Genomic DNA, 24,568 nt, shown 5'->3' with positions numbered 1-24,568 from the left:
CACAAGACTGGCATCAGATGCGCTTGAACACCAAGGTACCGTTGGTACCACCAAAACCAAACGAGTTGGAAATGGCGATGTCGATCTTCATGTCGCGGGCGGTATTGGCCACGTAGTCCAGATCGCAACCGGCTTCCACATCCTGCTCGTGCAGGTTGATGGTGGGCGGCGATACCTGGTTGTACAGCGCCAGGATGGAGTAGATGGCTTCCACGCCACCAGCACCGCCCAGCAAGTGGCCGGTCATCGACTTGGTGGAGTTCACCACCAGTTTTTTGGCGTGATCGCCAAAGGCAATCTTCAGCGCGCTGGTTTCGTTGGCATCACCCAGCGGGGTGGAGGTACCGTGCGCATTCACATACTGCACCTGATCCGGGTTGATCCGGGCATCGCGCAGTGCGTTCTGCACGCCGCGGGCCGGGCCATCCGCATTCGGAGCGGTAATGTGGTGGGCATCGGAACTCATGCCAAAACCGATCAGTTCGGCATAGATACGCGCGCCGCGCTTGACCGCGTGCTCGTATTCTTCCAGCACCAGCACACCGGCACCTTCGCCCATCACAAAGCCGTCACGGCCCTTGTCCCACGGACGGGACGCGGTTTCCGGGTCGTCATTGCGGGTGGACAGCGCCTTCATGGCGGCAAAACCGCCCATGCCCAGCTTGGAAATGGCGCCTTCGGCACCACCGGCCACCATCACGTCGGCATCACCGTACTGAATCATCCGGGCTGCATCGCCGATGCAATGCGCACCGGTGGTGCAGGCAGACACGATGCCATACGACGGGCCTTGAAAGCCCTTCAGGATGGACACGTGGCCAGCGATCAGGTTGATCAGCGAACCGGGGATGAAGAAAGGACCGATCTTGCGCGAACCGCCTTGCTGTACGGCCACGCCGGTTTCCTCGATCAGCGGCAGACCGCCGATACCAGAACCGATGTTGACGCCAACGCGGGTCTTGTCCAGATCGGCAACATCATCCAGGCCGGCATCAGCCACGGCCTGCAGCGCTGCTGCAATGCCATAGTGGATGAACAGGTCGGAACGACGTGCTTCCTTGGGAGAAATGTACGCGCTGATGTCGAAGTCCTTGACCTCGCCGGCGATCTGGCAATTCAGATCGCTGGCATCAAAACGGGTCACTTTGCCAATGCCGCTCTTGCCGGCCAACAGGTTGGTCCAGCCGGTAGTGACATCATTGCCGACCGGGGAAATATGTCCCAGACCGGTTACTACAACTCTGCGTTTGGACACGAAGAATCTCCGTGAGTAGAGGGGAGGCAGTCTCCCGATGATCCCACAACTTCCGTGTGAAGTTGATGACAGTCAAACGGACGTTTGGAACCCTCTATAACAAAAGAACCTCTGCAGGCGAGCCAAGGCCACACCGCGCAGAGGTCCTGTACAGGCCTGAAAGTATTACTTGTTCAGGTGGGCGGTAACGTAATCAACGGCTTGCTGAACAGTGGTGATCTTTTCAGCTTCTTCGTCCGGGATTTCGCACTCGAACTCTTCTTCCAGAGCCATTACCAGCTCAACGGTGTCGAGGGAGTCAGCGCCCAGATCATCAACGAAGGACGATTCGATCTTGACTTCAGCTTCGTTTACGCCCAGTTGTTCGGCAACGATCTTTTTAACGCGCGCTTCGATGTTTTCCATTTGTCTAAACCCTTGACCTTTCTGATTCGGGATCACAAAACCCGTGTATTCTACAAAAAAAAATTAGAGCAGCCCACCTAAATCTTGTCTTTTGTTGGACAGGACAGGTCAGGCCATGAACATGCCGCCATTTACGTGCAGTGTTTGGCCGGTGATATAGGCCGCACGGTCCGATGCCAGGAAGGCGGTTGCATCAGCAATATCCTTGGCATCGCCCAGGCGGCCCAGGGAAATCTGGCCCACCAGCGCGGTGCGCTGTTCTTCCGGCAGTGCACGGGTCATGTCGGTATCGATAAAACCCGGTGCCACACAGTTTACCGTGATATTGCGACTGCCAACCTCACGTGCCATGGACTTGGTGAAGCCCATGATACCGGCTTTGGCCGCTGCGTAGTTGGTCTGACCGGGGTTGCCGGTTGCACCTACCACCGAAGCGATGTTGATGATGCGACCCCAACGGGCCTTCATCATGCCGCGCAGTACCGCCTTGGATGCCTTGAATACCGACTTCAGGTTGGTATCCATGATGGCATCCCAGTCGTCGTCCTTCATGCGCATCAGCAGGCCATCACGGGTAATGCCGGCATTGTTGACCAGAATGGCCACGGCTCCGAATTCCTTGTCGATGGCGTCAACCAGCGCTTCAATGGCACCGTCTTCCGTCACGTTCAGCACGCGACCGGCACCACCGGCCGCAGCCAGGCGTTCGTTGATGGCAGCTGCGCCGGACTCGGAAGTCGCGGTGCCGATGACAATGGCGCCCTCGGCTTGCAGCGCATCGGCAATGGCTGCGCCAATGCCACGCGAAGCGCCGGTAACCAGGGCTACTTTGCCTTGCAGACTCATTGAGGATGTCTCCTTGTTGTGTACTTCACCAACCACCAGCCGCACACAGCTGGGCTGGTGGCTGAATATCACTGCAACTCGGCCTTGGCTGCTTGCAGCGCGGCAGCATCGGTCAGTGCCAGGCACTTGACGTTGCCGTCAATACGCTTGGCCAGACCCGCCAGCACCTTGCCAGGACCACACTCGGCCATGCTCAGGATGCCGTCACCAGCGAGCTTCTGGATGGTTTCGGTCCAGCGCACCGGGCTGTACAGCTGGCGCACCAGCGCATCACGGATGTCGGCAGCGTCGCCGTAGCTGACTACGTCGGCATTGTGCAACACCGGAATAGCCGGGGTATTGATGTGTACTTGCAGCAGGGCTTCGGCCAGTTGCATGCCGGCTGGCTTCATCAGCGCGCAGTGCGAAGGCACCGACACCGGCAGCGGCAGCGCACGCTTGGCACCACGGGCCTTACAGGCTTCCATGGCGCGCTCGACGGCAGCTTTGGAACCGGCAATCACCACCTGGCCCGGCGAATTGTAATTGACGGCTTCCACCACCTCGCCATTGGCCGCCTCAGCACACGCAGCGCGCACTTCGTCATCCGACAGGTTCAGGATGGCGGCCATGGCCCCCTGCCCGGCCGGTACAGCGTTCTGCATGGCTTCGGCGCGCAGGCGCACCAGCTTGACGGCTTCGGCAAACGGCAGCGCACCGGCAGCCACCAGCGCGGTGTATTCACCCAGGCTGTGACCGGCAACAACCGAGGGCTGCTGACCGCCAACTTCCTGCCAGGCCAGATAAGTGGCCACACCGGCAGCCAGCATGATGGGCTGGGTGTTGACGGTAGCATTGATGGCTTCGGCGCTGTCCGCTTGCAGCATGGCCCACAGGTCCACGCCCAGCGCGGTGGAGGCTTCTTCGAAGGTGTGCTTGACGACCGGCAGGTCGGCAAAGCCATCCATCATTTTCAGGCTTTGCGAGCCCTGACCGGGAAAGAGAAAGGCAAACGCCATAGACAGTCTCCGCAAATACGACGGAATAATAATCGACGGAAGAATGCGGCAAACCAGACCATTCTGCCAAGCAGTCAGATCAAACGCCCATGAGAATGGGCGTTATCCTGAGGCAGGGCATGGCATGAAACCAGCCAGACTTCCGTCGCGAAGAATCAGTACTTCAGCAACACTGCACCCCAGGCAAAACCACCGCCAATGCCTTCCAGCAGAATGGTCTGGCCACGCTGGATACGGCCATCGCGTACGGCATGGTCCAGCGCCAGCGGAATGGAAGCCGCCGAGGTATTGCCCTGTTGCGGCAATGTCACGATCACCCGCTCCATCGACATGCCCAGGTGTTTGGCTGTGGATTCGATGATGCGCAGATTGGCCTGATGCGGTACCAGCCAGTCGACTTGCGACTTGTCCACGCCAGCCTCGGCCAGGGTGGTGGCCGCGATGTCGGACAGTGCCTTGACGGCAAACTTGAATACCGCCGGGCCATCCATGTGCAAGAAGGGAATGCCCTGGATCTTGCCGCCGGAAATCTGCGCCGGGGTATTCAGAATGTCTTTGTAGCGGCCATCGGAGGCCAGCTTGGCATGCAGGATGCCCGGCTCGTCCGATGCGCCCAGTACCACGGCACCGGCACCGTCACCAAACAGCACGCAGGTGCGGCGGTCTTCCCAGTCCATCACCCGTGACATCACTTCGGCACCGACCACCAGCACTTTGCTGGCCATGCCGCCCTTGATGTAGTTGTGCGCCGTGGTGAGGGCAAACATGAAGCCGGCACACACTGCCTGCACGTCGAATGCGGCACAGCCATGAATGCCCAGCTTTTCCTGCAACAGGCAGGCGGTGCTGGGGAAAATCATGTCGGGCGTGGTGGTGGCGACGATGATCAGGTCGATCTCGGCCTTGTCGATGCCAGCGCTCTGGATGGCGGCTTCAGCCGCCTTCAGCGCCAGATCGCTGGTGGTTTCTTCATCGGACACGATGTGGCGGGCATGAATGCCAGTGCGCGAGACAATCCACTCGTCACTGGTTTCCACGCGCTCGGCCAGCATCGCATTCGTGAGCACATTGGATGGCAGGTAGCTGCCAGTGCCTAGAATGCGGGAATGGGCCATGTATTAATCAGTTCGCTTCCGGCTCGGCTTGCTTGAGATTGTTTAATTGGTGTGCAACCCGGTCGGTAATATGACCAATCACGTCGGAGCCGGCTTCCTCGCAAGCCTGTTCCAGCGCGAAACGGAATCCAACGGCATCGGTTCCACCATGACTTTTCACCACGATGCCACGCAGGCCCAGCAAGCTGGCACCATTGTAGCGACGCGGGTCGACACGTTTGCGGAACTGATTGAGCACCGGCATGGCTGCCAGCGCACACAGGCGAGTCCACCAGTTGCGGGTGAATTCCTGCCGCAGGAAAGAGGCAATCATGTGCGCCAGCCCCTCAGCCGACTTGAGCGCCACATTGCCGGTAAAACCGTCGCAGACTACCACATCTACCGTGCCTTTGTAGACGTCGTTACCTTCGACATTACCGATGAAGTTCAACTCGGACTGACGCAGGAATTCGCCGGCGCGCTTGACGCTGTCGTTCCCCTTGATGTCTTCCGAGCCGATATTGAGCAGCCCGACACGCGGATTGGCATTGCCGGTAATGCTGGAAACCAGCTCCGAGCCCATGATGCCGAACTGCATGAGTTGTTCTGGCGTGCAATCGACGTTGGCGCCCAGGTCCAGCATGCAGGTGCTGCCCTTGACGGATGGCATCATCTTGGCGATGGCCGGTCGTTCGATGCCCGGGATGGTTTTGAGGACAAAGCGTGCGGTTGCCATCAGTGCGCCGGTATTGCCGGCAGACACGGCGGCTTGCGCCTCGCCTTCCTTGACGAGATTGATCGCCACCCGCATCGACGAATCTTTCTTGTTCTTCAGGGCGAGCTGCGGCGACTCGTCCATGCCTACCACCTGGGTGGCATGCTGGATACGGACGCGCGAACGCGCAACACCCGGATGACGAGACAATTCAGCCTCGATGGCTGCCTGGTCTCCGACAAGAATCAGATTGGTGTTGGGATGGTCTTGCAGGAATTGGATCGATGCTGGGACGGTGACCTTGAGGCCAACGTCACCGCCCATTGCATCAACCGCGACGGTGATAGTCATCAACGTGTACGGTAGTGAAACCTACCTGTTTTTATACAAAAGGTAAGTATTGGGTGAAAAAGGACGAATTATTCGCCTTTGGTGGCAACAACCTTGCGACCACGGTAGAAGCCGTTCGGGCTGATGTGGTGACGCAGGTGGGTTTCACCGGTCGTCGGCTCTTTGGCCAGCGACGGAGCGGTCAGAAAATCGTGTGCACGATGCATGCCGCGCTTGGACGGGGACTTTTTGTTCTGTTGAACAGCCATGTTCGACTCCTAGGAAAATCGCGTGTATTGATAACTCAAGACTTGGAGATCTTCAACGTGGCCAGCACCGCAAACGGATTGGGCTTGTCAGCCTTGGCACGTGTCAGAGCTTCCGAACCGCATTCGTCGTGTTTCGGCGAAAGCGGCAAGCCCATGATGATTTCGTCTTCGATCATTGCCACCACATCTAGCTCTTCCGGCGCGAGAATGCCATCCAGCGTTTCGTCCAGCTCGCAGGCTTCATCCAGCTTTTCCTGCCGGGTGAACAAGGTGACCACCGAATCGGTGTTCACCTGGTACGGCATCACGTCCAGACAACGCTGGCAGCTTACCGCAACACTGGCTTTCACCTGCAGGCGCAGGGAAAGGCGGGACGAACCGTCGCGAAAACCTTCCAGGGTGTATTCCACCGTGCCGGAAGGTTCGGACAGGTCGCTGTGTACACGCTCGTCCAGGGTGCTGACGGGCAGTTTGCCGGTCAGCACGCGGCCCTCACGGGCGAACTTGAGCGGGTCGATCAAAATCGGGTTAGACATAAACCCAGCATGATATAATCCGCCTCCCTGATTTGTCAAAATAATCAAGCAATCCCACCATGCAGATCATCCTGGCTTCCACCTCCCGCTACCGGCAGGAAATCATCGCCCGCCTCGGGCTGCCCTTCACCGCCGTGCCGCCCGTCTGCGACGAAACCCCGCTGTCCGGCGAAAGCGCACTGGACACCGCCGTGCGGCTGGCACGCAGCAAAGCCCAGTCCCTGGCGGCCGATTACCCGAATGCGCTGATCATCGGTTCCGACCAGGTGGCCCTGCTGGATGGCCAGCAAATCGGCAAACCCGGCTCGTTTGAAAACGGCGTAGCCATGCTGCAATGGATGAGCGGCCGCACCGTGGTGTTTCATTCTGCGTTGGCGCTTTACAACAGCGCCAGCGGGCGCTTGCAGGAAACCGTGGGCATCACCCGCGTTACCTTGCGTCAGCTCACCGAGCAGCAAATCCGCCATTATCTGACGCGCGAGCCGGACGCCCTGCACTGCGCGGGCAGCGCCAAGAGTGAAGGCCTGGGCGGTGCCCTGCTGGAAAAGGTGGAGTCGGACGACCCCAATGCCCTGATCGGCGTGCCGCTGTTCAAACTCATCAGCATGTTGAACGCCGAAGGCGTGGAGATTCTGTAATGGCCGGCACCCTGTTTCTGATTCCCGCCCCGCTGGGCGACGAAAGCATTGCCTGGCTGCCCGCCAGCGAAGCGGCCAAGGTGCTGCACATCCGCCACTTTGTGGTGGAAGCGGAAAAAACCGCCCGCAAGCACCTCAAGGCGCTGGGCGTCACCACGCCCATCCGCGAACTGGCGATGAGCACGCTCAACGAGCACACAAAACCCGCCGATGTCGCCGCCTTGCTTGCGCCGCTGCTGGCCGGTGAAGACGTGGGCCTGATATCCGAAGCCGGCTGCCCGGCGGTGGCCGACCCCGGCGCGCAACTGGTGGCACTGGCGCACGAACGCGGCATCCGCGTGGCACCGCTGATCGGCCCTTCTTCGATTTTGCTGGCGCTGATGGCCTCCGGTGCCAATGGCCAGTGCTTTGCCTTCCACGGCTATCTGCCGGTGGATGCCACCGAAAAAGCCAAGGTGGTGAAGGAGCTGGAGCAGCGCTCGCGCCAGCGCAATGAAACCCAGGTGTTCATTGAAACGCCTTACCGCAACAACGCGCTGCTGCAGCAATTGCGTGAGACACTGGCCCCGGCCACCCGGCTGGCGGTGGCCTGCGACCTGACCCTGCCGACGGAAACCATTGTCAGCCGCCTGGTAAAGGACTGGCCGCAAGACGCGCCGGATTTTCACAAGCGCCCGGCCATTTTCATCCTGCACGCTGCCTGAGAGACCACCCCATGCCCAAGCTGCCGCCGCTGATCCACTCGCTGCTGGATACCGACCTGTACAAGTTCACCATGTTGCAGGCCATCCTGCACCAGTTTCCGGCGGCTTACGGGCAATATGAATTCCGCTGCCGCAACCGGCCAGACTTTCCGCTGTCGCAGCTGCACAAGGAACTGGAAGCCCAGCTGGACTGGTTGTGCCAGTTGCAATTCACCCAGCCGGAACTGGCCTATCTGCGCAGCCTGCGCTTCATCAAGAGTGATTTTGTCGATTATCTGGAACTATTCCATCTGCAGCGCCGCTTTATCCGGGTGGAGTGTGACGGCGATGCACTGAACATTCATATCGAAGGCCCGCTGGTGCAGGCGATGTTCTTTGAAATCTTCGTGTTGGCCATTGTCAACGAACTGTACTTCCGCCGGCTGGACACCCCGCAGGTGCGTGAGGAAGGCCAGCGCCGGCTGGATGCCAAGATTGCCACCCTGCTGCGCTTCGAAGCAGAGGAAAGCGCCAGCCAGCGCTTTCCGCTGCTGATTTCCGACTTCGGCACCCGCCGCCGCTTCAGCCGCGAGTGGCAGCAACAGGTGGTGGAACAGCTCAATGCCGCCCTGCCCAAGATTTTCCGTGGCACCAGCAATGTCTGGCTGGCGTGGAAACTGGGCATCACCCCCATTGGCACCATGGCGCATGAATTCTTTCAGGCATTCCAGGCGCTGGGCGTGCGGCTGCGCGACTTCCAGAACGCGGCGCTGGAGGCCTGGGTGCAGGAATACCGCGGCGACCTGGGCATCGCCCTCACCGACGTGGTGTGCATGGATGCCTTTCTGGCCGATTTCGATCTCTACTTTGCCAAGCTGTTCGACGGCCTGCGTCACGACAGTGGCGACCCGGTGGAATGGGCGGACAAGGCAATTGCCCATTACCGCAAGCTGCGTATCGACCCGGCCACCAAGATGCTTACCTTCAGCGACGGCCTGAGCGTGGACCGTGCGCTGGAACTGCACCGCCGCTACAGCCCGCATATCCAGGTGAGCTTCGGCATTGGCACCCACTTCACCAATGACATGGGGCTGGAGCCGCTGCAGATCGTGCTGAAGCTGGTGAGCTGCAACGGCCAGCCGGTAGCCAAACTATCCGACAGCCCGGGCAAGACCATGTGCAGCGATGCCACCTTCCTTGCCTATCTGCGCCAGGTGTTCAAGGTGGCAGCGCCAGAAGCTGATTCAGTCGCGCAATAAGGCCAGCAGCGTCTGCCGCGCCTCCTCAGGCAGACGCGCCCCGGCCAGTACCACCGTGCGCTCGCCCAGCACCCGATAGGCGGGCTGCAATTCCTGCGGCAATACCGCCAGATGACGCGCTACCGTCGCGGCATCGCCACGCACGATGGGCCCGGTCAGCGCCTGCTGCGGCCCCATGCTCAGCGCATTGGCCAGACTGCCCTGCATCAGCGGCCCCAGCAAGGCGGGCAACAGCGCCTCATCCACACCACCCTGCCGTGCCAGCTGGCGGGCGATGTCGGTCAGCGTGACCAGATAGTTGGATGCCACCGACAAGGCAGCGTGATAGGCCGCCTTGCCACCCGGTGCCAGCGCAAACGGCCGTGCGCCAATGGCAGCGGCAAAATCCTGCAACTGCGGCAGCGCTGCCGCATCGCCTTCCAGCGCGCACAAGGTACCGGCAAATTGCTGCACGGCCCGCGCCGGGTCGGCAAAAGAGAACGCCGGGTGCAGGCTGGCCACATGCGCCCCCGCTTCACGCAAGGGTGCCAGGATTTCCGCCTCAGCCGCGCCGCTGGCGTGAAACACCACCGCACCGGGCGGCACCCGCCCACTGTGGGCCAGCGCCTGCGCCGTGGCGGCAATGGCATCATCCGGCACCGACAGCAAGGTGAGCACCGCCGGTCGCACCTCCGCCAGTTGGCTACATGCCCGGCCCGCGCCGATAAAATCCACTGCGGCCTGTGCCGATGCCGCACTGCGCGCCAGACAGTCCTGCACCCGGTACTGGCCACCAAGCACCGCCAGCCGCCCCAGCGTACGTCCCAGTTTTCCAGCCCCGATGATGTTCAGTTCCTGCATTCCCCATCCTCTTTCTTGACACTGCTGGCAGCATGTCTGACGATGCCGCTAGAATAATCCTGCTTAACAGTATTTTACCTGCCGTCACGGCACCCTCGGGGAGTCCCCATCATGAAGCTGGTGATCTTCTTTGGCGTCATCGCCATTGTCCTGCTGTATTTCGTCACCTTGTACAACGCACTGGTCAATCTCAAGCATGCCGTTGCCCGCAGCTGGGCCAATATCGACGTGCTGCTGAAGCAGCGCCACGATGAACTGCCCAAGCTGGTGGAGGTGTGCAAGCAATACGCCCAGTTCGAACAGCAAACCCTCAGCCGGGTAATGGAAGCCCGCTCGGCCGTCGCACAATACGCCCAGAGCCGCAATATGGAAGGACTGGGCCACGAAGAAGACAAGCTGCGCGGGCTGATCGGCCAGGTGCTGGCGGTGGCCGAAGCCTACCCGGAGCTGAAGGCCGACCAGCAATTCTCTCATCTGGCCGAGCGCATCAGCCAGCTGGAAGACACCATCGCCGACCGACGCGAGCTGTATAACGACGCGGTCAACCTCAACAATGTGCGCATCGAGCAATTTCCCGATGTGCTGATTGCCCGCCTGTTCAACTTTCCGCCTGCCCGCGCCCTGCAGTTCAGTGCTGCCGAAAAGCGTGATGTCGATCTGGCACAGCTGTTCCGCCAGGGTTAAGCCATGCAGCAGTGGCTAAGCTGGCAATGGACGCGCAATGGCTGGATGGCTTTTGGCCTCTACCTGTTGCTGGGCATTGCCGGACTCAAACTAGGCTTGCCGGCTTTCCATCACGCCATTCTTCCCGCCATGCTGGCCTGCGGGCTGATCGGCTGGTGGCTGAACTACCGGCGCTACCGGCTGATTGCCGACACCCCCACCGCCCGTGCGGCATCTGCCGCTCTTGGCCATGTCGAACTCTATGGCGTCGCCGCCAATCACGACAGCGCAGTCAACTACAGCCCCTATTCGGGCCGGCGCTGCGTCTGGTACCGCTGCTGGCGCTATCACAATGACCGTCAGGCCATCGGCTCTGGCCGCATCCTTGATCCACTATCCCTGGACAGCGCCAGCCTGCTGTCAATCCCGGAATGCAGTGATCAGTCATTTGTCCTGCAAGATGGCAAACAGACGGTCATCATCCATCCTGAAGGTGCCGAAGTACAGTCACCACACCGTGAAAGCTGGCAGGAAGGAAAGGAAACGCTGGTAGAGGAATGGATAGACGAAGGCGACCCTCTCTACGTGCTGGGCCAGTTGAGCAGCCACGGCGGCATACCGCCCGACCAGCAGACATTCCGCCAGGATGTCGGTGCCAAGCTGAGCGAATGGAAGCAGGACCAGCCGGCCTTGCTGCGCCGCTTTGATCTGGATGGTAGCGGCCAGATCAGCGAACAGGAATGGCTGCTGGTACGTGCCGCCGCTGAGCGCGAGGTGCGTCAGTTGCATCAACAGCTGGCCAGTACCCCTCCAACCCTGCATGTGCGCCAGCCAGAAGACGGCAAACCCTTCCTGATCAACACACTGCCCCCGCAGCGCGTAGCCAGCTGCTATCGCTGGCGGGCCTGGCTGCACGCGCTGGCGGCGCTGCTCAGTTTCCTGGCCTGGCTGCATGGTGGCATAGCCGGCTGAAGCTGCGCTCAACGCATGATGCATGACAAGGAAATTCCACTTATCATGAATCCAGCCAAGCTCACCAGATGCTGGTCATCAAATCTGCCGGCGCGACTGCGCACGATGAAGATGGACCAGAACACCGACAATGACAGCAAGCACAAGAGCGCCATAGCGCCGGGAGACCACCATGATCCGTCTGATTTATTCCAGCGCCCTCAATCCTGCCTATGCCGTGCAGGAGCTGCACAGCCTGCTGGCCAGCTACCGTGCGCGCAACCAGCGCATGGGTATCAACAGCCTGCTGTTGCTGATGAACAAGGATTTCCTGCAGGTGCTGGAGGGCGAGGAGGCTGCGGTGGACGAGTTGTACGAATTCATCCAGCACGATCAGCATCACCTCCAGCTCACCCTGCTGTCGCGTGAAACGGTGAGCGAACCCAGCTTTCCCAATCAACCACTGATCTTTGTCGATACCGAAGAGCTGGCACGCAAGCTGGGCCACCCGGTTCATCTCAGCAATATCGCCCTGCATGGAGAGCTGGACCATGCTGAGCGCGCCAAGCGCTTTGTGCTGGAGTTCATCAACGGCAAGTGGCACCACCACCTGCCCAATGGCCAGAATCCGCAAGTAGTGCACCGCCGCTAGATCCATCCTTCAAGAAAAAAGGCTGCCCCGGGCAGCCTTTTTGTTACTTGCAAGCAGCCATGCCTAGCTGGCGGCTGCCGTCAGCGCCTGATCCACGTCGGCCAGAATGTCGTCGATATGCTCGATGCCGATGGACAGGCGAATCAGCTCCGGTCGCACCCCGGCCTTAAGCTGTTCTTGCGGCGACAGCTGGCGGTGGGTGGTGGAGGCCGGGTGGCAAGCCAGGCTCTTGGCATCGCCGATATTCACCAGACGGGTCACCAGTTGCAGCGCATCGATGAAGCGGCCACCGGCCTCAATGCCCCCCTTGATGCCGAAGGACAGGATGCCCGAAGCACGGCCGCCCATGTATTTGTCCACCAGTGCCTTGCTGGGGCTGGAAGGCAAGGCGGCATACTCCACCCACTCCACGGCCGGGTGCGCCTGCAGGCGCTCGGCCACCTTCAGCGCATTGTCGCAAATGCGGTCCAGGCGCAAGGCCAGGGTTTCGATGCCTTGCAGGATCAGGAAGGCATTGAACGGCGAAATGGCTGCGCCCATATTGCGCAGCGGCACCACGCGGGCACGGGCGATATAGGCAGCCGGGCCCAGTGCCTCGACGTAATTCACACCGTGGTAGCTGACATCCGGCGTATTCAGGCGCACAAAGCGTTCTTTATGCTCGCCCCAGGGGAATTTGCCGGAATCGACAATGATGCCGCCAATGCTGGTGCCGTGGCCGCCCAGGTATTTGGTGAGGCTGTGCACCACGATATCCGCGCCATGCTCGAAGGGGCGGCACAGGTACGGCGAGGGCACGGTATTGTCGACAATCAGCGGCAGGCCGTGCTGGTGGGCTTCCTGGGCAAAGGCGGCAAAGTCCACCACATTGCCCAGCGGGTTACCTACCGACTCGCAGAACACCGCCTTGGTCTTGCCATCCACCAGCTTGCTGATGGAGGCCGGGTCTTTGTAGTCGATGAAACGCACTTCGATGCCCAGCTGCGGGAAGGTGTGGGCAAACAGATTATACGTACCGCCATACAGCGTGCTGGTGGCAATGATGTTGTCGCCAGCCTCGGCAATGGTCTGGATGGCATAGCTGATAGCCGCCATGCCGGAGGCCACCGCCAGTGCACCGATGCCGCCTTCCAGCGCGGCCACGCGCTTTTCCAGCACATCGGTGGTGGGATTCATGATGCGGGTATAGATATTACCCTGCACTTTCAGGTCGAACAGGTCGGCACCGTGCTGGGTGCTGTCAAAGGCATAGCTGGTGGTCTGATACAGCGGCACCGCCACCGCCTTGGTGGTCGGGTCCGGGCTGTAGCCGCCGTGCACGGCCAGGGTTTCCAGTTTCATCTTCTTCTCTCCTGTGGCTTTACGCCTGTTGCATATCGCACTAACCATACCGGCAGCAGGGACAGAAGCCAAGCCGGATTTCCTGCAAAGCTTATGAAAAAACCGGCATGAAAAAGCAAATGGCCGGTGCAACAAGCACCGGCCAGCACGGATAAGGCCCGGAATAAGGAAGGACTAGACAGCAGGCTGGGACTGGGCTGGGGCCATGCCGGCCAGCACACGTTCAAAGGGCTGGCGAAAACGGCTGGAAACATAAGGAGCCAGGAAGTACAGCAGGCTCAGACAGCCTTCGCGCGCCACGGTCTGTGCTTCCTGTGGACATTTGGCGATGTCGGGACGGGCAATCCAGCCGGTTTGCAACAGCTGGAAATTACGCGCCAGAAAGCCGATCTGCACGTCGTCGCCTTCCAGCATGCCCTGATCGCGCAGCTTGAAGAACAGCTTTTCCACGCCACGGCTGATCAGCCCGGCTTCAATCTTGCTGTAGCTTTCCTGTAAGGACTGGTTGACCGAAAACAGGCTGGAAATGCTTTGCGGAATGAAACGGAAAGTCCACAAATGGCGCAGCACCTTATCCAACAGGCTCACCAGCCCTTCGATGGAAGTGGTCACGCTCAGCTCACCCGCCGCACTCAGGTAATCAGCCATGCCCTTGGAGTAGCGCCGGTACAGCTCGTTGATGATGTCTTCCTTGCAGGCAAAGTGGTAGTACAGATTGCCGGTGCTGATATTCAGATAGCGCGCGATGTGATTGGTGGTGACGCTGCGCTCGCCCTGCTGGTTGAACAGCTGCAGGCTGGCTTCGACAATGCGGTCAAAGGTTGGACTTTTGCTTTCTTTGCGACTCATGGCAGGCTCTTCCCGGTGTGCGGAACCCCGGGACAGACTGTTCCCGGCACCCGCTGTGTCTGTGATCGACAAACACCCCGGTATGATACCGCAAGCAGCCCTTGCCAGCATCCCAAGCACCCATCCGGCTGCCTGAACATGCAAAAAGGCAGCACAAGGCTGCCTTTGTTCTTCTGGATTGACGGCTTTACTGCACATTCACCGTAGCAAAGTTAACCCGGCCAAACGGGTTGGCGACAAAGCCGGCCACTTCCTTGCGTTCCAGCACATAGGCGGTGGGATGGGCCAGCGGCAGCCACAATGCCTGGTCGCTGATCAGCTTTTGCGCTTGCTGGTACAGCTTGCTGCGCTGGGCAAAGTCACTGGTTTTCTTGCCGTCGGCAATCAGCTTGTCCAGTTTCGGGTCGCAATAGCGGGCAAAGTTGGTACCGGACTGCACGGCGGCGCAAGAGAACTGCGGGGTGAGGAAGTTGTCCGGGTCGCCATTATCCCCGGCCCAGCCCATGAACAGGAGATCGTGCTCGCCCGCCTTGCCACGCTTGATCAGTTCGCCCCACTCGATCACCTTGATCTGCGCGCGGATGCCCACCTTGGCCAGATCAGCCTGCAACAGCTCGGCCCCGGCCTTGGGGTTGGGGTTGAGCGTGCTGCCGCTGGGGCGCACCCACAGCGTGGTGTCAAAGCCATTGGGATAGCCCGCCTGTGCCAGTAGCTTCTTTGCGCGCGCCAGGTCTTGCGGATAGGGCTTCACGCTCTTGTTGTAGCTCCAGGTATTGGGCGGATACGGCAGCGTGGCGGCGGTGGCGGTGCCATCGAACACGGTTTTCAGATAGGTGTTCTTGTCAAAGGCCAGGTTGACCGCCTGCCGTACCTGTACATTGTCAAAGGGTTTGTGCTGACTGTTGATGGCAACAAAGGCGGTCATGAAGGCTGGCGTGGACAATACGCGGATCTTGCTGTCGCCCTGCACCGCCAGCACGTCTTGCGGCTTGGCAGACAAGGCCAGCTGGCACTCGCCGGCTTTCAGCTTTTGCACCCGCACCGTGGCATCCGGCGTAATGGCATACACCAGAGCCGACACCTTGGGTTTGCCACCCCAGTAAGCCGGGTTGGGCTGATAGCGCACTACGCTGTCCTTCTGGAAGCTGCGCAGGATGAAAGGCCCGGTGCCGATGGGTTTGCTGTTCAGCTCGGCCTGCTTGCCGGCGGCCTGCAACTGGGCGGCGTATTCGGCGGAATAGATGGAAGCAAAACCCATGCTGAGCGTGGAGAGGAAGGTGGATTCCGGGTAATTCAGTTCAAACCGCACCGTATTGTCGTCCAGCTTGCCAACCGACTTGATCAGCTTGGGCAGCTGCATGGACTGGGCATGCGGATAGCCATTGGCGGCGGTCTTGAACCAGGGGTGTTCCGGGTTCAGCATGCGCTGGAAGCTGAATACCACATCATCGGCATTGAGCTTGCGGGTGGGCTTGAAGTAATCGGTATTGTGGAAGGCTACGCCCGGGCGCAGCTTGAAGGTGTAGCTGAGGCCGTCCGGGCTCACCTGCCAGCTGCTGGCCAGACCGGGCAGCAGTTTATGCGCGGATGCATCGTATTCCACCAGCCGGTTCATCAGCACATCGGCCGAGGCATTGGTGGTGACCAGCGAGTTGTACTGCACCACGTCAAAGCCTTCCGGATTGGCATCGGTACAGACGGTAAGCGGCTTGGCAGCCAGCGCCAGCGGGCTGGCCAGCAGCAGGACCGGCAACAGGGGGCGTAGGTTCATCTTGGTCTCCGTGCGGGGGAAGGCCGCCATCATGCGGGGCCCCGGCTGGACATCAGCTTAAGGGAAGACGCGGGAAAATAGAATGACACATTCCCGCTAAGCTTATTCGCCTTGCTTATTCAATCGGTCTTGCAGACTGCAATGCTCAGACCGTCGCGGTGCTGTGTTCCAGCAATTCGTTGAAATGCCCCAGCGACAATGGCCGGCTGCACAGATAACCCTGATACTGTTGGCAACCTTGCTGACGCAGCCAGTCCAGCTGCGCGTGGGTTTCCACCCCTTCGGCCACCATGGCCAGCTTAAGGATGCGGCACAAGCTGGTGATCAGCTCTGGAATGGCCGAGCTTTGTGGCAGGCCGGAAATAAAGGAGCGGTCGATCTTGAGGGTATTGAGCGGGTAGTTTTGCAGATAGGCCAGGTTGGAGTAGCCGGTGCCGAAATCGTCGATGGCAATGGCAAAACCCATGGCCTGCAACGAGGCCAGGGTATCCATTGTGTTCTGGTCGTGGGCCAGCAGCAGGGACTCGGTGATTTCCAGCTCGATGCTGGCGGCGGGACATGCACTGTCCTGCAGAATCTGTTGCAAGCTAGCAGGCAATTCCGGGTCGGCAAACTGACTGGCCGACAGATTTACCGATACCTGCAAGGCCCTGCCCTGCCGTTGCCAGCGCACTAGCTGGCTGGCAACCTGCGCCAGGATTTGCCGGTCCAGCTCGCGAATCAGGCCACTCTCTTCGCAAGCCGGAATAAAACTGTCCGGAAACAACAGCCCGCGTTCGGGATGCCGCCAGCGTGCCAGCGCCTCGGCACCAACGATGTCGCCACTGAAGCAGTCGACACGCGGCTGATAAAAGGCTTCAAACTCGCCGTTTTCCAGACCACGGCGAATCTCGTACTCCAACGCCAGGCGCGAACGGGCACGGGCATCCATTGCCTCATCATAAAAATGGATGCCATTGCGCCCGGCCTCCTTGGCGCTGTACATGGCCAGATCCGCATGGCGCATATGGCTTTGCACATCATCCGCCCCGTCAGAGCACAGGCTGATACCCACCGAGGCGGTCAATTGCACTTCCTGGCCGCGCAGCCACAGTGGCCGCGCCAGCGTCTCGACGATATCAGCCGCCAACCTGGCTGCCATGTCCTTGACCTGCGGCGCGCACAGCAACAGCAAAAATTCGTCCCCACCTTGCCGGGCCAGTTGCTGACCGGGCTGCAGCAGGGCTTTCAGGCGCTCGCTCATCTGCACCAGCAACAAGTCGCCAAAACCATGGCCAAGGCTGTCGTTGATGTTCTTGAAACGATCCAGATCGATGCACAGCAAGGCAACTTCCAGACCTTGCGCGCTAGCCTGCTGCAGCAAGGCCGGGTAATGCTGCTGCACGAAGTTGCGGTTGGGCAGGCCGGTCAGGATGTCATGCATGGCCAGATGGCTGGCACGTGCTTCGGCCTCCTTCAGTTCGCTGACATCCATTTCACTGACCAGCAGGGCGTTCTGACCGGTAGCCGCATCCCGGCAATGGCGGGCTGACACCTCGTGCCAGCGCTCTCCCTGCCGGGTGAGCACCCGTGCGACCAGCCTTCCCCGGCCATGCTCGCCCAGCAGCTGCTGCAGAGTGGCCAGGTCCGCCGGATCGACAAAGCGTGATTGCCAGCACTCAGCCGGGTCCAGCACATGTTCTCGCGCACTGGGATTGCGATACAGGGGTTGGCCATCGGCCTGGTACAGCGTGATGAATACGGGAGAGTGCAGCAGCGCTTCGGCACTGCGCAGAGTGTCCGGATCAGCCTGCAATTCGCCCAGCGCCTCGCATAGCATCAGCATGCGCCCCTGATGGCGCAGGCCACTGAATACCACCTGCAAGCTACGCGGGTGTCCGTTCGGATAGAGCGTCCAGGTCTCGGAAAATGCCATGTCATGGCTGATGAAGTCGCTCTGATACTGCAGCAGGCGGCGCGAAACCGAATCGGACATGTCCTGCCCCATATCGCGGGCGCATAACGCTTCCAGACTTTCCGCCTCCCACACCGCCAGGGCATGCTGGTTGGCCCAGAACACGCGCCGCTCATCGATATCAAACACCCATACCGGATGGCGCAGCTTTTCCAGCAAGGCAAAGCGCGCCATGGTTTCCGTGGAAAAAGGTACTGCATCGTGCTGCATATCGATTTTCGACCTATCCCAATATGAATTGAGCTGCCATGACAATCCTGCCATCAGCCGTGTGCCATCAAGGAGCTGGTCATTCTAGCAATCATCCGTCGTTTTTTAAGCTTACAGCTTAAAATAAATCTCATTTCTTTAATGACTGCTCATAATTTGGGCAATATTCACCGCGGGCAGCGTGGTGGCCACTGTAAGGCACACTCCAAATTAGAGTCTTTGCTCCATCGCAAACATCAGTGAAAAAAGAAAACCCCCGTCGTAGACAGGGGTTGTGGTCATGCTGTGCAGCATCAGCCTCGCCAGCAGGCAGGCTGATGCCGACATGGTGCTGGCTTTACAGATAGCTGTCGGTGCTGGGGCAGCTGCACACCAGGTTGCGGTCACCGTACACGTCATCGATACGGTTCACACTCGGCCAGAACTTGTTTTCCAGCACATAAGGCAGCGGGAACAGGCCGGTTTCGCGGCTGTACGGACGGTCCCAGTCGCCAGCAATGTCAGCCTTGCTGTGCGGTGCATTGCGCAGCGGATTGTTGTCCGCCGGCCAGGTGCCGTTCTGTACCTGGTCGATTTCCTGACGGATGGCGGTCATGGCGGCAATGAAGCGGTCCAGTTCGGCCTTGGGTTCGGATTCGGTCGGCTCGATCATCAGCGTGCCCGGTACCGGGAAGCTCATGGTCGGAGCGTGGAAGCCGTAGTCCATCAGGCGCTTGGCCACGTCCACTTCGGTGACGCCGCTGGCAGCCTTGAGCGGGCGCAGGTCGATGATGCACTCGTGCGCCACACGGCCATTGGCACCGGTATACAGTACCGGGAAGTGCTCACCCAGCTTCTTGGCCATGTAGTTGGCGGACAGCAAGGCGTTTTCGGTGGCGGCCTTCATGCCTTCGGCACCCATCATGCGGATGTACATGAAGGAGATGGGCAGGATGGAAGCCGAGCCGAACGGCGCAGCGGAAACCGCAGTCTGACCGGCAACCGCACCCGGCACTTCAGCCACCACGTGGTTGGCCATGAACGGGGCCAGATGCGCTTTCAGGCCGATGGGGCCCATGCCCGGGCCGCCACCGCCGTGCGGGATGCAGAAGGTCTTGTGCAGGTTCATGTGCGACACGTCGGCACCGATATCGGCCGGGCGGCACAGGCCCACCTGGGCGTTCAGGTTGGCACCGTCCATGTACACCTGACCACCGTGGCTGTGGATGATGTCGCAGATCTCGCGGATCGGCTGTTCGAACACACCGTGGGTGGACGGATAGGTAATCATCAGCGCCGCCAGGTTGGCCGAGTGCTGTTCGGCCTTGGCCTTGAGGTCGGCCACGTCGACGTTGCCGGACTCGTCACACTTCACCACCACCACCTGCATGTTCATCATCTGCGCGGTGGCCGGGTTGGTACCGTGGGCCGATTGCGGAATCAGGCAGATATTGCGCTGCGCTTCGCCACGCGCTTCGTGGTAACGGCTGATGGCCAGCAGGCCGGCGTACTCGCCCTGCGCGCCGGAGTTGGGCTGCATGGAGATGGCGTCAAAACCGGTAATGGCTTTGAGCTGGGTTTGCAGGTCGTCGATCAGTTGCAGATAACCGGCAGCCTGATCGCGCGGGGCAAACGGGTGCATATTGGCGAATTCCGGCCAGGTGATGGGAATCATCTCGCTGGTGGCATTCAGTTTCATGGTGCAGCTGCCCAGCGAAATCATCGAGTGATTCATCGCCAGGTCGCGGTTTTCCAGCTTCTTCAGGTAGCGCAGCATCTCGTGCTCGCTGTGGTGGGTGTTGAACACCGGGTGGGTGAAGAAGGCGGATTCGCGCTTGAGGCCAGCCGGGATGGCATCGGCAGCGGCAGCGTCCAGCGCGGCGATGTCGGCATCCTTGCCGGTGAACAGCTTGATCAGCGCGGCCAGATCAGCCTCGGTAGCCGCTTCGTGGAAGGCAACGCCCAGCACGGTGGCGGACACGCGACGCAGGTTGTAACCGGCAGCCAGCGCGGCAGCATAAATAGCATCGGCATTGGCCGCTTCCACCTGTACGGTGTCGTAGAAGCGGTCGAAGACCAGCTTGCCACCGGCGCTCTTTACCGCGTGGGCGAAGATGGCGGCCAGACGGTGGATGCGGCTGGCAATGCGTTGCACGCCTTCGGCACCGTGGTACACCGCATACATGCCGGCAATATTGGCCAGCAGCACCTGGCTGGTACAGATATTGGAGTTGGCCTTTTCGCGGCGGATATGTTGCTCGCGGGTTTGCAGCGCCATGCGCAGCGCGGTCTTGCCCTTGGCATCCACCGAAACACCGATGATGCGGCCCGGGGCCGAGCGCTTCATTTCGTCCTTGAAGGCAAAGTAGGCAGCGTGCGGGCCACCATAGCCCATCGGCACACCAAAGCGCTGGGTGTTGCCGATGGCCACGTCGGCACCCATTTCGGCCGGCGACTTCAGTGCCACCAGCGCCATGATGTCGGCGGCCACCACAGCCACACCCCCCTTGGCCTTGACGGCGGCAATGTAGGGCGTCAGGTCGATCAGGTCGCCCGCTTCACCCGGATACTGGAACAGCGCGCCAAAGTAGTCGCCATTGCCGGCTTCTTCCGGGTGGCCGGAAACCAGCTCGAAACCGAAGTACTTGGCACGGGTCTTCATCACGTCCAGGGTTTGCGGCAGCACGCGGCTGTCGACAAAGAACTGTTCGGACTTGCTCTTGGACACACGGCGCGCCATGGCCATGGCTTCGGCGGCGGCGGTGGCTTCGTCCAGCAGCGAGGCATTGGCCATTTCCAGACCGGTCAGGTCCATCACCATTTGCTGGTAGTTGAGCAGCGCTTCCAGACGGCCCTGGGCGATTTCAGCCTGATACGGGGTGTAAGCGGTGTACCAGCCCGGGTTTTCCAGCACATTACGCAAGATCACGGTGGGGGTCAGCACCGGGTAGTAACCCAGGCCGATAAAAGACTTGTTGACGATGTTGCGGCTGGCCACATCTTTCAGCGCGGCCAGGGCTTCGGCTTCCGGCACCGGGGACGGCAGGTCCAGCGCACGGTTCAGGCGGATGTCGGCCGGCAGGGTCTGGGCAACCAGATCGTCCAGCGAGGCGGCACCGATTTCAGCCAGCATTTCGCTGCGCTCGGCATCGGAGGGGCCGATATGGCGGGCAATGAATTCGCTACGGTTAAACAGGGAAGCAAGAGTCATGGTGGGTGTCCGGTAATGAAGAGCTGTGCCTGAAACTGAAAAAGCCCCGCGATGGTGTGCATCACGAGGCTTTGACAGCGTGCAATCAGGCGCCGATTTCCTTGGCGTAGCCAGCGGCATCCAGCAGGCTGTCCAGATCTGCGGCATTGGCCGGCTTGATCTTGAAGAACCAGCCAGCGCCATAGGGCTCGCTGTTGGCCAGCTCGGGAGCGGCTTCCAGTTCGGCGTTCACTTCCAGCACTTCACCGGCGATCGGGGCGTATACGTCGGAAGCGGCTTTTACCGATTCCACCACGCCGGCCTGCTCTTCGGCAGCCAGGTTGGCACCCACTTTCGGCAGCTCGACGAACACGATGTCGCCCAGCAGCTCTTGTGCATGTTCGGTAATGCCCACGGTGACGGAACCGTCGGCTTCCAGACGCAGCCATTCGTGGCTGGCAACGTATTTCAGTTCGGCAGGGATATTGCTCATGGATTGAATCTCCTCGGATTGATTGAACCGTTACGGGAGCGGGAAACCGCAGCGCAGCGCGCAGGCTGGTGCGGTGTTTCCCGGCTCGCTGTTATTCGAAAACTTTCTTGCCGTTGCGCACGAACGGCATCTTCACCACGCGGACAGCGGTGAGCGTACCACGCAAATCCACCTGTGCGTCGGCACCGGTTGCGGCCGGTACGCGGGCAATGGCAATGGAATGCTTGAGGGTGGGCGAGAAGGTGCCGCTGGTGATGATGCCCTCACCCACGCCTTCCACTACCACTTTCTGGCCTTCACGCAGCACGCCACGGCCTTCCAGCACCAGGCCCACCTGCTTCATCGGCACGCCAGCGGCCTTTTGTGCTTCCAGCGCCTTGCGGCCGATAAAGTCACGGCTGGCCGGTTCCCAGGCAATGGTCCAGCCCATGCCGGCCTGCAGCGGGGATACGGTTTCGTCCATGTCGTGGCCGTACAGGTTCATGCCGGCTTCCAGGCGCAGGGTGTCGCGCGCGCCCAAGCCGATGGGGGCCACGCCGGCCTCTACCAGCTGATTGAAGAAGTTGATGGCTTCGCCAGCCGGAATCATGATTTCCAGACCGTCTTCACCGGTATAGCCGGTTCGGGCAAAGAACCAGTCGCCTGCAGGCAAGCCCTGGAACACCTTGAGTGATTGAATGGCGTCGGCCAGTTGCGGCTTTACCGCACAGACCTTGGCAATGGCATTGGGGCCTTGCACGGCCAGCATGGCCAGGTCGCGACGCACATTGAGGGAGACATCAAAACCGGCCTTGTGGCTGTCCATCCAGGCCAGGTCCTTGTCGGTGGTACCGGCATTCACCACCATGCGGTAGCCATAGGACGTGAGGTAGACAATCAGGTCGTCCACCACGGTGCCGTCTTCGGTCAGCATGCCGGAATACAGCGCCTTGCCTTCGAAGGGCAGCTTGGCCACGTCGTTGGCAATCAGCTGTTGCAGCCAGGCCTTGGCGTCGCTGCCGGTGATGTCGATCACGGTCATGTGGGACACATCAAACATGCCGGCGTCGCTACGCACGATCTCATGTTCCTTCAGCTGGGAGCCGTAATGGATGGGCATTTCCCAACCGGCGAAATCAACCATTTTGGCGCCGGCGGCGACATGAGCGTCAAACAGGGGGGTACGTTTCGGGGCCGTCATCTGTGCGTCCTTGCAAAGGGGGTGTTTTGCCTGTCTTGGTACAACACCCCTCTGTCCTGACACCTGAGATTTTCCGGCGGGCATTTTCAGCCGCCGTTAGCCCCTTCGGTGGCTACCTACGTGGGCAGCGCTCTCCAGAGTAAAGCAGATACGTGATATCCGATGATGCAGTCCTTTTGCCTGAGCGATTGCGGGTGCGCTTGCGCCTTCGGCGGTGGCCGCGATTGGCCACTCTCTCCTGCATGATGGGGGCGATTATCGTTGCAGATAAAGACAAAGGCAAGCCAAGAATATCTTCACTCGAAGTGATCTATCCTGTTGTTTTTGCATTATTTTCGCAATCGAAAAAATACGAATGAAAATAATGTCACAATTAATTCATTATTGATCAAGCATAACAAAAGGGCTGCCATGGCAGCCCTTGTTGATCCATACCTCACCAGCCCTTCAGCCGACGTCGCAACGCAGCAGCAGGTGTTTCAGCCCCTCACTCAGTACCACTCGATCCCGGTCTTCTCGGTGGAGATGATGGTGCCGGCTTCGCCCTTGACGATCTTCTCGATGTCTTCCAGCGCGCCAATCACCGCACGCTTGCCGGTCAGGCGGGCGAATTCGCAGGCGGCTTCCACTTTCGGGCCCATCGAACCGGCAGCAAAGCCCAGCTTGTCCATTTCGTCCGGGTGGGCGTGGCGGATGGCTTTGGCTTCGGGAGTGCCCCAGCCAACAAACACGCTCTTCACGTCGGTGGCGATGACGAAGTAGTCGGCGTCCACTTCGCGTGCCAGCAGGGCGGAGGCCAGGTCTTTGTCGATCACCGCTTCCACGCCGACCAGTTTGTCACCCTGGTACATGGTGGGGATGCCACCGCCACCGGCAGCAATCACCACCGCGCCTTTTTCGATCATCCATTTGATCGGGCGCATTTCGAAGATGCGTTTCGGTTTCGGGCTCGGTACCACGCGGCGGTAGTAGTCGCCGTCGGCTTTCACCGTCCAGCCGTGGCTGGCAGCCAGCGCTTCGGCTTCTTGCTTGCTGTATACCGGGCCGACGAATTTGGTGGGGTTCTGGAAGGCGGAGTCGGCGGCGTCCACTTCGGTCTGGGTGAGGATGGTGGCCAGCGGCACTTCAAACGGCAGCACGTTGCCCAGTTCCTGTTCGATCATGTAGCCGATCATGCCTTCGGTCTGGGCACCCAGTACATCCAGCGGATAGGGGGTGACCTTGCCGTCGACGTGGCGGGCATAGGCGTCGTTTTGCAGGCCCAGCAGGCCGACTTGCGGGCCGTTGCCGTGGCACATCACCAGGTTGTGGCCCAGCCGGGTGACGGCGGCCAGTTGTTCGGCGGCTACCTTGACGTTGGCGCGTTGGTTGTCAGCGGTCATGGCTTCGCCACGACGTTGCAGGGCATTGCCGCCCAGGGCTACGACGACTCGCATGATGTTTCCTTTTCTGGCCCTGTCCGCGCGG

Annotated in this window: 23 protein-coding genes and 2 riboswitches; of the genes, 6 read left to right on the top strand and 17 right to left on the bottom strand. The window is 60.3% G+C overall.

Features of this window, described 5'->3' with window-relative positions; all coding sequences use genetic code 11:
• Positions 1-13 precede the first annotated feature (13 nt).
• From fabF to GSR16_RS04490, 8 genes are all read right to left on the bottom strand, one after another.
• Positions 14-1,255 (bottom strand): beta-ketoacyl-ACP synthase II, encoded by a 1,242-nt coding sequence (gene fabF, locus GSR16_RS04525; protein WP_159875346.1) that lies wholly within the window; start codon positions 1,253-1,255, stop codon positions 14-16.
• A 165-nt stretch (positions 1,256-1,420) separates the two neighbouring features.
• Positions 1,421-1,660, bottom strand: a complete 240-nt coding sequence (acpP, locus tag GSR16_RS04520) for an acyl carrier protein (RefSeq protein ID WP_019103041.1) — start codon at positions 1,658-1,660, stop codon at positions 1,421-1,423.
• Between the two features lie 108 nt (positions 1,661-1,768).
• Positions 1,769-2,506, bottom strand: a complete 738-nt coding sequence (gene fabG / locus GSR16_RS04515) for a 3-oxoacyl-ACP reductase FabG (RefSeq protein WP_159875345.1) — start codon at positions 2,504-2,506, stop codon at positions 1,769-1,771.
• A 68-nt stretch (positions 2,507-2,574) separates the two neighbouring features.
• Complete coding sequence (fabD, locus tag GSR16_RS04510) at positions 2,575-3,504, bottom strand: ACP S-malonyltransferase (RefSeq protein WP_159875344.1); 930 nt, start codon at positions 3,502-3,504, stop codon at positions 2,575-2,577.
• Between the two features lie 155 nt (positions 3,505-3,659).
• Complete coding sequence (locus GSR16_RS04505; RefSeq protein WP_159875343.1) at positions 3,660-4,619, bottom strand: beta-ketoacyl-ACP synthase III; 960 nt, start codon at positions 4,617-4,619, stop codon at positions 3,660-3,662.
• 7 nt (positions 4,620-4,626) lie between these two features.
• A complete protein-coding gene (gene plsX, locus GSR16_RS04500; RefSeq protein WP_159875342.1) occupies positions 4,627-5,664 on the bottom strand; it encodes a phosphate acyltransferase PlsX in 1,038 nt (345 codons plus the stop codon).
• Positions 5,665-5,732: 68 nt separating this feature from the next.
• Positions 5,733-5,912, bottom strand: coding sequence for a 50S ribosomal protein L32 (rpmF, locus tag GSR16_RS04495; protein ID WP_045846169.1), 180 nt, complete (start codon positions 5,910-5,912; stop codon positions 5,733-5,735).
• Positions 5,913-5,947: 35 nt separating this feature from the next.
• Positions 5,948-6,448, bottom strand: coding sequence for a YceD family protein (locus tag GSR16_RS04490; RefSeq protein ID WP_159875341.1), 501 nt, complete (start codon positions 6,446-6,448; stop codon positions 5,948-5,950).
• Positions 6,449-6,507: 59 nt separating this feature from the next.
• Between GSR16_RS04490 and GSR16_RS04485 the strand changes: the two genes are divergently transcribed.
• From GSR16_RS04485 to pncB, 3 genes are read left to right on the top strand one after another with little or no spacing between them, the layout of a single operon-like run.
• Complete coding sequence (locus tag GSR16_RS04485; RefSeq protein WP_159875340.1) at positions 6,508-7,086, top strand: Maf family protein; 579 nt, start codon at positions 6,508-6,510, stop codon at positions 7,084-7,086.
• Entirely contained in the window at positions 7,086-7,790 is a 705-nt protein-coding gene (locus tag GSR16_RS04480; protein ID WP_159875339.1) for an SAM-dependent methyltransferase, read from the top strand. The genes GSR16_RS04485 and GSR16_RS04480 overlap by 1 nt, the downstream gene beginning before the upstream one ends.
• 20 nt (positions 7,791-7,810) lie before the next feature.
• Entirely contained in the window at positions 7,811-9,028 is a 1,218-nt protein-coding gene (pncB, locus tag GSR16_RS04475) for a nicotinate phosphoribosyltransferase (protein WP_167522569.1), read from the top strand.
• Here the strand turns inward: pncB and GSR16_RS04470 are convergent.
• The gene (locus GSR16_RS04470; protein ID WP_159875337.1) at positions 9,014-9,868 is read right to left on the bottom strand and encodes a Rossmann-like and DUF2520 domain-containing protein; all 855 of its coding nucleotides are present in this window, start codon (positions 9,866-9,868) and stop codon (positions 9,014-9,016) included. The two genes, pncB and GSR16_RS04470, sit on opposite strands and share 15 nt — an antisense overlap.
• A gap of 111 nt (positions 9,869-9,979) precedes the next feature.
• Here GSR16_RS04470 and GSR16_RS04465 point away from each other — a divergent pair, with 111 nt between their 5' ends.
• The 3 genes from GSR16_RS04465 (at position 9,980) to GSR16_RS04455 (ending at position 12,134) form a co-directional block, all read left to right on the top strand.
• Complete coding sequence (locus GSR16_RS04465; protein WP_159875336.1) at positions 9,980-10,552, top strand: LemA family protein; 573 nt, start codon at positions 9,980-9,982, stop codon at positions 10,550-10,552.
• Positions 10,553-10,555: 3 nt separating this feature from the next.
• Entirely contained in the window at positions 10,556-11,503 is a 948-nt protein-coding gene (locus GSR16_RS04460) for a hypothetical protein (protein WP_159875335.1), read from the top strand.
• A 172-nt stretch (positions 11,504-11,675) separates the two neighbouring features.
• Positions 11,676-12,134 (top strand): BLUF domain-containing protein, encoded by a 459-nt coding sequence (locus GSR16_RS04455; RefSeq protein WP_159875334.1) that lies wholly within the window; start codon positions 11,676-11,678, stop codon positions 12,132-12,134.
• 63 nt (positions 12,135-12,197) lie between these two features.
• On the opposite strand, the gene GSR16_RS04450 is transcribed toward GSR16_RS04455, so the two are convergent.
• The 8 genes from GSR16_RS04450 to arcC all read right to left on the bottom strand — a co-directional run bounded on the left by GSR16_RS04450 (position 12,198) and on the right by arcC (position 24,537).
• A complete protein-coding gene (locus tag GSR16_RS04450) occupies positions 12,198-13,475 on the bottom strand; it encodes an O-acetylhomoserine aminocarboxypropyltransferase/cysteine synthase family protein (protein ID WP_159875333.1) in 1,278 nt (425 codons plus the stop codon).
• 174 nt (positions 13,476-13,649) lie between these two features.
• Positions 13,650-14,324 carry a TetR/AcrR family transcriptional regulator gene (locus GSR16_RS04445; protein ID WP_159875332.1) on the bottom strand — a complete coding sequence of 225 codons (675 nt, stop codon included), beginning with the start codon at positions 14,322-14,324 and terminating at the stop codon, positions 13,650-13,652.
• A gap of 187 nt (positions 14,325-14,511) precedes the next feature.
• Positions 14,512-16,095, bottom strand: a complete 1,584-nt coding sequence (locus tag GSR16_RS04440; RefSeq protein ID WP_159875331.1) for an ABC transporter substrate-binding protein — start codon at positions 16,093-16,095, stop codon at positions 14,512-14,514.
• Between the two features lie 145 nt (positions 16,096-16,240).
• Entirely contained in the window at positions 16,241-18,259 is a 2,019-nt protein-coding gene (locus GSR16_RS04435) for a putative bifunctional diguanylate cyclase/phosphodiesterase (RefSeq protein WP_240902599.1), read from the bottom strand.
• Between the two features lie 337 nt (positions 18,260-18,596).
• Complete coding sequence (gcvP, locus tag GSR16_RS04430; RefSeq protein WP_159875330.1) at positions 18,597-21,449, bottom strand: aminomethyl-transferring glycine dehydrogenase; 2,853 nt, start codon at positions 21,447-21,449, stop codon at positions 18,597-18,599.
• Positions 21,450-21,534: 85 nt separating this feature from the next.
• Positions 21,535-21,921: a glycine cleavage system protein GcvH gene (gene gcvH, locus GSR16_RS04425; protein ID WP_062789780.1), complete on the bottom strand. Its 387-nt coding sequence runs from the start codon at positions 21,919-21,921 to the stop codon at positions 21,535-21,537.
• 91 nt (positions 21,922-22,012) lie between these two features.
• Positions 22,013-23,101 (bottom strand): glycine cleavage system aminomethyltransferase GcvT, encoded by a 1,089-nt coding sequence (gene gcvT, locus GSR16_RS04420; protein ID WP_159875329.1) that lies wholly within the window; start codon positions 23,099-23,101, stop codon positions 22,013-22,015.
• Between the two features lie 41 nt (positions 23,102-23,142).
• A riboswitch (glycine riboswitch) is annotated at positions 23,143-23,249 on the bottom strand.
• 10 nt (positions 23,250-23,259) lie between these two features.
• Positions 23,260-23,352, bottom strand: a riboswitch (glycine riboswitch).
• Between the two features lie 240 nt (positions 23,353-23,592).
• Entirely contained in the window at positions 23,593-24,537 is a 945-nt protein-coding gene (gene arcC, locus GSR16_RS04415; protein WP_159875328.1) for a carbamate kinase, read from the bottom strand.
• Between the last annotated feature and the right edge of the window lie 31 nt (positions 24,538-24,568).

Source organism: Aquitalea denitrificans, from assembly GCF_009856625.1.
In the GTDB taxonomy this organism is placed as follows: domain Bacteria; phylum Pseudomonadota; class Gammaproteobacteria; order Burkholderiales; family Chromobacteriaceae; genus Aquitalea; species Aquitalea denitrificans.
This window is presented reverse-complemented; position numbering and strand designations above follow the sequence as displayed.

Coding starts and splice junctions, on each gene's coding strand:
- GSR16_RS04460 (WP_159875335.1), top strand. CDS start 10,556: ATGCAGCAGTGGCTAAGCTGGCAATGGACGCGCAATGGCTGGATGGCT.
- rpmF (WP_045846169.1), bottom strand. CDS start 5,912: ATGGCTGTTCAACAGAACAAAAAGTCCCCGTCCAAGCGCGGCATGCAT.
- gcvP (WP_159875330.1), bottom strand. CDS start 21,449: ATGACTCTTGCTTCCCTGTTTAACCGTAGCGAATTCATTGCCCGCCAT.
- GSR16_RS04485 (WP_159875340.1), top strand. CDS start 6,508: ATGCAGATCATCCTGGCTTCCACCTCCCGCTACCGGCAGGAAATCATC.
- GSR16_RS04480 (WP_159875339.1), top strand. CDS start 7,086: ATGGCCGGCACCCTGTTTCTGATTCCCGCCCCGCTGGGCGACGAAAGC.
- acpP (WP_019103041.1), bottom strand. CDS start 1,660: ATGGAAAACATCGAAGCGCGCGTTAAAAAGATCGTTGCCGAACAACTG.
- GSR16_RS04450 (WP_159875333.1), bottom strand. CDS start 13,475: ATGAAACTGGAAACCCTGGCCGTGCACGGCGGCTACAGCCCGGACCCG.
- GSR16_RS04505 (WP_159875343.1), bottom strand. CDS start 4,619: ATGGCCCATTCCCGCATTCTAGGCACTGGCAGCTACCTGCCATCCAAT.
- fabD (WP_159875344.1), bottom strand. CDS start 3,504: ATGGCGTTTGCCTTTCTCTTTCCCGGTCAGGGCTCGCAAAGCCTGAAA.
- GSR16_RS04465 (WP_159875336.1), top strand. CDS start 9,980: ATGAAGCTGGTGATCTTCTTTGGCGTCATCGCCATTGTCCTGCTGTAT.
- arcC (WP_159875328.1), bottom strand. CDS start 24,537: ATGCGAGTCGTCGTAGCCCTGGGCGGCAATGCCCTGCAACGTCGTGGC.
- GSR16_RS04490 (WP_159875341.1), bottom strand. CDS start 6,448: ATGTCTAACCCGATTTTGATCGACCCGCTCAAGTTCGCCCGTGAGGGC.
- GSR16_RS04455 (WP_159875334.1), top strand. CDS start 11,676: ATGATCCGTCTGATTTATTCCAGCGCCCTCAATCCTGCCTATGCCGTG.
- plsX (WP_159875342.1), bottom strand. CDS start 5,664: ATGACTATCACCGTCGCGGTTGATGCAATGGGCGGTGACGTTGGCCTC.
- GSR16_RS04440 (WP_159875331.1), bottom strand. CDS start 16,095: ATGAACCTACGCCCCCTGTTGCCGGTCCTGCTGCTGGCCAGCCCGCTG.
- GSR16_RS04445 (WP_159875332.1), bottom strand. CDS start 14,324: ATGAGTCGCAAAGAAAGCAAAAGTCCAACCTTTGACCGCATTGTCGAA.
- GSR16_RS04435 (WP_240902599.1), bottom strand. CDS start 18,259: ATGCAGCACGATGCAGTACCTTTTTCCACGGAAACCATGGCGCGCTTT.
- GSR16_RS04470 (WP_159875337.1), bottom strand. CDS start 9,868: ATGCAGGAACTGAACATCATCGGGGCTGGAAAACTGGGACGTACGCTG.
- gcvH (WP_062789780.1), bottom strand. CDS start 21,921: ATGAGCAATATCCCTGCCGAACTGAAATACGTTGCCAGCCACGAATGG.
- fabG (WP_159875345.1), bottom strand. CDS start 2,506: ATGAGTCTGCAAGGCAAAGTAGCCCTGGTTACCGGCGCTTCGCGTGGC.
- gcvT (WP_159875329.1), bottom strand. CDS start 23,101: ATGACGGCCCCGAAACGTACCCCCCTGTTTGACGCTCATGTCGCCGCC.